Annotated in this window: 4 protein-coding genes and 1 pseudogene; all 5 read right to left on the bottom strand. The window is 70.6% G+C overall.

Annotation, left to right across the window (positions count from 1 at the left end):
* Window positions 1–35 precede the first annotated feature (35 nt).
* Entirely contained in the window at window positions 36–1,139 is a 1,104-nt protein-coding gene (locus tag AN218_RS16265) for a selina-4(15),7(11)-diene synthase (RefSeq protein ID WP_070017609.1), read from the bottom strand.
* 836 nt (window positions 1,140–1,975) lie between these two features.
* Window positions 1,976–2,596 carry a GTP-binding protein gene (locus tag AN218_RS16260; RefSeq protein WP_070017608.1) on the bottom strand — a complete coding sequence of 207 codons (621 nt, stop codon included), beginning with the start codon at window positions 2,594–2,596 and terminating at the stop codon, window positions 1,976–1,978.
* On the bottom strand, window positions 2,577–2,933 hold the full coding sequence (locus AN218_RS16255) for a DUF742 domain-containing protein (protein WP_070017607.1): 357 nt from the start codon (window positions 2,931–2,933) through the stop codon (window positions 2,577–2,579). The genes AN218_RS16260 and AN218_RS16255 overlap by 20 nt, the downstream gene beginning before the upstream one ends.
* The gene (locus tag AN218_RS16250; protein ID WP_244900477.1) at window positions 2,930–3,334 is read right to left on the bottom strand and encodes a roadblock/LC7 domain-containing protein; all 405 of its coding nucleotides are present in this window, start codon (window positions 3,332–3,334) and stop codon (window positions 2,930–2,932) included. Before AN218_RS16250 ends, AN218_RS16255 begins: the two co-directional genes overlap by 4 nt.
* A gap of 3 nt (window positions 3,335–3,337) precedes the next feature.
* Window positions 3,338–3,591 (bottom strand): annotated as a pseudogene (locus AN218_RS37500) (ATP-binding protein); the annotation flags it as partial.

Raw genomic sequence — 3,591 nt, 5'->3', positions numbered from 1 at the left:
CGGCGGGTGCGGCGCCGGCCGGGCCCGCGCGGCGCTCACACGGTGGCGGTGGTGCGGAATGCGCCATCCGCAGGCTGAAACGTTTCCCTCTCGGGAAGGACGTCCCACCACCAGGAGACGGCCGGGATGTCCAGCGGTTCGCCGCTGTCGTCGGTCGGTGTGTCACGGAAGGTCGAGGGCAGTCCGGCCGGGTCCTCGGGCGTCGTGTAACGGTGCGAGGAGATGCCCCAGTCCTGGGCGCCGCGGATGAACGTCCCCAGGTTCTCCAGGTATTGGCGGAGCTGCGGGCTCCCCGTCGCGGCGAGTTCGTCGCGCAGCCGCAGGAACAGGCACATGACGCGGTCGCGTTGGGCGACGGCACGGGTCAACGCCTCGGCGGGAGCGAGCTGTTGCTCGTGCTCCAGTACGCGCAGCACGTTGAGGTAGTACTGCTGCGTCCTGCTCTCCTTGTGGTACGAGAAGAGATCGTTGTCCCACGTGATGATGAAGTAGGCCATCTCCGCGGCGGCCCGCACGGCCGTGCTGTCCCGTTCGTTCGGGTGCAGTTCGTAGCCGTGGCCCATCTCCAGCAGCGGCAGGACGACGGACGTGGCGCCGTCGTACAGGCGCATCAGCGTGTAGTCGTTGAGGCTGGGGACGGACTCCTGGCTGCGGTGCGAGGCCTCCCACACCACGGAGAGGAAGTACTCGCGCAGCGCGTCCACCCAGCGGGCCTCCTGGCCCGGCGTCGCGTGCCGCCCGACCCGGTGGCGCAGATCCCGCAGTCCCGCCGCGAGGGCGTTCTCGGCGAGCATCGGCACCTCGGGGTTCTGCGCGATGCGCAGCATGCGGGAGAGTTCGCCGACCAGCCCGGCCGGGTCCTTGCCCAGTTCGCCTTCCTCGCAGAGCCCGTCGTCGACGCCGAAGAGCCAGATGATGAAGTCCGCGAGTATCGAGACGACCTCCTCGCGGCCCTCGGGCAGCACCCGGGCGGCGAAGGTGCCGATGTCGTGCGCCACGAGCTTCTCGCGCAGCTCGGGCGAACCGATGGAGAAGGCTCTCGCCCACTGCGTCGTACGCTCGTTGATCGCCTCGTGACGGGGATGTATCGCGGGCGGGATGGGAGAGAAAACGGGCGGCACGATCACGCCGTGCTCCACTGTCGATCACCTCGGTTATCGGGCGGCGCGCCTCGCCGCCTCCACTCGGCCCTCGGCAGCGGGTCTCTCCGTGACCCCCTGCACCCGGGCAGAACCAGCCGATACCACGTGCTGTCTGCGAAGACGACGCGCTCCCGCACGGCGGGAGGCCGGATCGTCACCGTCTGCTACATGCGCATCACCACGTCTTCAAGGGCCTTTCCGGTCAGGAGCGGGGTGCCGGGCGCCGCGGGCGCGACATGAGCCGCAGGGAGGCTTCCCCCTGGTCACCGGCGCTTACACGTTCAACTACCGCTGCTCGGCGGCGAGTTGACGCCAGTGGCCGAATGAGGCCGGGCAATGCCGTCATTACGGGCACGTCCCGTCCGCTGTGGAATGCGCCGCCGCTCCGGCCGTCGCCGTGGGGCGCTCCCCGGGTACGGACGGCAGAGGAGCCGGCCGCGGTGCGAGGGGTGCGGGGAGGAAGGTCCGCGTCCTGCCGAAGTCCTGGCCGGGGCGCGGACGCGGGGCGCCGCCGGCGGCACGGTACGTACGGCCGTCCCGTAGCGGCGGGGGCCCGGCGGTGCGGAGCGCGGGGACGGCATTGCCCGCGGCACGTCCCCGTGACGGCACGTCTCCGGCCGTGATCGTCCCGCTCTGGGGGCGTGTGCCGCCGGTCGTCCGGCGGCCGGTATTCGCTGTCGTCCCGGGCCCGTTCGCCGTTCCGCGTCGTCTGGTTCTGGGCCGTCCGGTTCTGCAACGTCCGGCTCCGGGCCGTCCGGTTCCGGGCGTCCGGTCCGGGGTCGGGCCCGGGGCCCGGCAGGGTCTGCCAGGCTCCGGGCCCGGTGGCGGAGCGGTCACGTCGGCTCCGACGTCAGGGCGAGCGAGCGCAGATAGTGCATCAGCTTCAGCAGGACGTCCTGGCTGGAGGTGCGGTGCCGGGCGTCGCACACGACGATCGGCACATCGGCGTCCAGGTCGAGGGCGGCGCGCAGGTCGTCCACGCCGTAATCCGGGGCCTCCGGAAAGGAGTTGACCGCGACGACGAACGGGACGGCCGACTCCTCCAGCCGTCCGATGACGTCGAAGCTGACCTCCAGGCGGCGGGTGTCGACGAGCACGACGGCGCCCAGGGCACCGTCGAACAGCCCGTTCCACAGAAACCAGAAGCGCTGCTGGCCCGGCGTACCGAAGAGGTACAGCACCAGTTCCTCGCTGAGGCTGATGCGCCCGAAGTCCATCGCGACGGTCGTCGCCGTCTTGCGCTCCACGCCCGCGGTGTCGTCGACGTTCTCGCTCGCCTGCGTCATCGTCTCCTCCGTCGTCAGCGGACGGATCTCGCTGACGGAACGGACGAGGGTCGTCTTGCCGACACCGAAACCGCCGACGATGACGATCTTGACGGCGGAGCTGGCGGAGGAGGGCAGCCTGTCTTCACTCCGCGGCCCGGTCGCTGTCTCAGAGATTCCGGAGTCCATGGATCACCGCCTCAATCAGTTCGATGTCGGGAAGCGCGGGTACGGGCGAGCGGGCCTCGACCCGTTCCTGGGCCAGCAGATCCGCGAGCAGGACGGTGACCACGCTCACGGGAAGCCCCAGATACGCGGAGATCTCCGCCACGGAGAGCGGGGAGTTGCACACACGCAGAATCGACGCGTGCTCGGGCTGCATTCCCACCTGGGGGGCCTCTCGGGCCACGATTAACGTGACCAGGTCGAGGTCCCCGTGCTCAGCCGGGTCGCTGCGCCCGCCGGTGATCACATAAAGACGTTCGGGTCCGCTGCTCTCGTCCCATTCCGGAAACTCCCGGTTCATATGGCCAATCCGCCGTCACGCGGGGGGCTGGTCAGATGCTCGCCGATGCGGGCCACCAGGTCCCTCATGCGCCCGCCGACCAGTCCGGCGTCGACGCCCTCGTCCGCGAGCACGGCGAGGTGCGCCCCCGCGCCCGCGGCCATCAAGTACATGAAGCCGCCGTTGACTTCGATGACGACCATGCGCATCCGCCCGTCACTGTGCGGGAATTCGGACGCCACCGCCGTCGAGAGGCTCTGCAGACCGGAGCCGATGGCGGCGAGCCGGTCGGCCGTGTCGGCGTCGGTGTCGTGCTTGGCCATGCACAGACCGTCCGAGGAGAGCACCACCACGTGGCGGGTCTGCGGCACGGTCTCCGCGAGGTCCTTCAGCATCCAGTCCATGTCGGCACGCCGTTCCATCGTTCACTCACCCTCATCTGACGACGCGTCTTGGTTACGGCTCGCGGTGGCGTCCGTGCCACCGCCGGTGAGCCCGCTCTGGAGGTCGGCCATCCACAGGCCGGGCGCCGGCTCGTCCGCGGACGGCCGGGGCGTGGGCTGCGCCGCGGCGGCACGCCCGTGCACCGCACCCGGTCGTGCGTCGGCGCTCGGTGTGCGACGGCGGCGCTGCGGAAGGCCGTTGGCGTTGCGCTCGACCGCCGGCGGTGTCTCGTCCT

Origin of the sequence: Streptomyces nanshensis (assembly GCF_001751255.1) — a bacterium.
Classification (GTDB): Bacteria; Actinomycetota; Actinomycetes; order Streptomycetales; family Streptomycetaceae; genus Streptomyces; species Streptomyces nanshensis_A.
The sequence above is the reverse complement of the archived record's forward strand: the minus strand, read 5'-3'. Positions and strand labels throughout refer to the sequence as shown.